We start from the raw sequence: 2,031 nt of genomic DNA, 5'->3' as shown, positions 1-2,031 counted from the left end.
GAGGTGCTGGCCATCCCCTGCGACGTGAGTGACCGGGTGCAGGTGGAGGCGATGGTGGCCCAGGTGCACGAGCGTTTCGGCGCGGTGGACGTGCTGGTGAACAACGCCGGCGCCATCCAGGTGGGTCCGCTGGAGTCCATGACCGAGGAGGACTTCGAGGAGGCGATGGGCATCCACTTCTGGGCGCCGCTCTACACGACGATGGCGGTGCTGCCGGAGATGAAGCGGCGGGGCTGGGGCCGCATCGTGAACATCGCGTCGATTGGCGGCAAGGTGAGCATCCCGCACCTGCTGCCGTACAGCGCGAGCAAGTTCGCCTTGGTGGGCCTGTCGGACGGGCTGCGCGCGGAGCTGGCGCAGGACGGCATCCTGGTGACGACGGTGTGCCCGAGCCTGATGCGCACGGGCAGCCCGCCCAACGCCTTCTTCAAGGGCAACCACGAGGCGGAGTACGCGTGGTTCCTGCTGGGCGACTCGCTGCCGGGGATGTCGATGAACGCGGATCGGGCGGCCCGGAAGGTTGTCGAGGCGTGCCGCCGGGGAGACGCGGAGGCGCTGATCGGCCTGCCGGCGAAGGTGGCGGTGCTGGCACGCACGCTGGCGCCGAACCTGACGGCGGCGATGCTGGCGTACATGAACCGGTTGCTGCCGCAGGACGGCAGCACGGACCGGCACCGCGGCAGGGACAGCGAGACCCCGCTCACCCGCTCGTGGGTGACGCGGCTGACGCGGCAGGCGGCCCAGAAGAACAACGAGGAGTTGTTGCACTGAGCCGCCGTGAGGCAACGGAGCGCCGGACGGAGGGAGAATCCCCACCGTCCGGCGACTCAGCCCGCGTGCCTCAGGGCGCCATCTGGACGATGGCGCTGTTCACCCTGGTATACGCGGACGGCAGGGTGTCCCGATACGGCTGGTAGGAGGTCGAGGCGGTGTTCTGAATCGCGGCGATGGAGAGCACGTAGGACTGGCCCGCGACCATCAGGTCCGCGGGCATCCTCACCTGCGTGTCACGCGTGTAGACCGAGCCCACCTGGGCGCTGCGGGTGTTGCCGCGACTGTCAATGGAGAGCCTGCGCACGATGACCTGGTAGAGGTTCGGCGTTCCCAGGGCCGGCGGCTCCCACGAGATGACCGGGCTGACACCCACGCCCGACACCGCGCTGAACAGGTTCGTGCCGTTGAGCTTGGGATTGCGCACGGGCGAGAGCCGCGGGGTGATGGTCAGGCTGGCCGGAGAGCTATTCACCGGATCGATCGTCTCCATGGACCCATACAGGTAAAGCGCATTCCCCGTGGCACCCGGCAGGAAGTACTCCGACTCGAAGCTCGCGCGCGTCAGGACGCTCACGCCCCACGTGCCGTTCAGTGGAGTCCCATAGGTCATGGTGCCGGTCCGCAGATCGGCCTCCACAGAGGGAGTCAAGTGCACGAAGTCCGCCGAGGAGGCGAACATTCCACGCTCGTTTCCACCCGCGAGGCCCTGCACGGCGACGTCCAATTCGGACCAGGTGAGGTTGGGCCCGGTGGCGTCCGCGTACGCGTTGTACTGGCTCCCCTTCAAATCGAGCGCGATGGACTTCGCGGTGGCCACCTCCACCATGGCACCGCTGACGACCTGCTCCGTGCCGTCCACCTGGGTGAAGGGGGCGAACTCGACGACCCGGCTCATCGCCGTGTAGGGTACGCCCGTGTCGCTGGTACGGCTGGTGAGCTGCGCGAGGATGCCGCGGTCCCCCTTCGAACCGTCGATGAGGTTGAGGGTGCCATAGCTGGTCGAGGGGCCGGTGGTGATGGTCAGCCCGGAGTGAGACGTGGCGCCCACGGCCGGCGGGTTGCTCCCGAACCGCTCCATCTCGAAGTACCAGGCGTTGGACCGGGTGGAGAAGAACTCGAGATGGTCACCCTCCTGCCAGGCATTCAGGTTCGTCACATTGAAGGTCAGGGGGGTGGGCTTGGTGGGCCTCACGGCGTCGTGACGGCCCAGGCGCGAATCGCCCAGGTCCAGCACGCTCTGGTCCGTCACCAGGTAGG

The 2,031-nt window shown here is 67.8% G+C and carries 2 protein-coding genes; one reads left to right on the top strand and one right to left on the bottom strand.

The features are described from left to right. A partial coding sequence (locus VF697_RS20575) for an SDR family oxidoreductase (RefSeq protein ID WP_331097508.1) occupies positions 1 to 771 on the top strand: 771 nt, incomplete at its 5' end. A gap of 70 nt (positions 772 to 841) precedes the next feature. Here the strand turns inward: VF697_RS20575 and VF697_RS20570 are convergent. After that, positions 842 to 2,031, bottom strand: a 1,190-nt coding sequence (locus VF697_RS20570) for a hypothetical protein (protein ID WP_331097506.1), incomplete at its 5' end; no start/stop codon positions are given.

Origin of the sequence: Archangium sp., from assembly GCF_036388035.1 — a bacterium.
Lineage (GTDB): Bacteria > Myxococcota > Myxococcia > Myxococcales > Myxococcaceae > Archangium.
The sequence above is the reverse complement of the archived record's forward strand: the minus strand, read 5'-3'. Positions and strand labels throughout refer to the sequence as shown.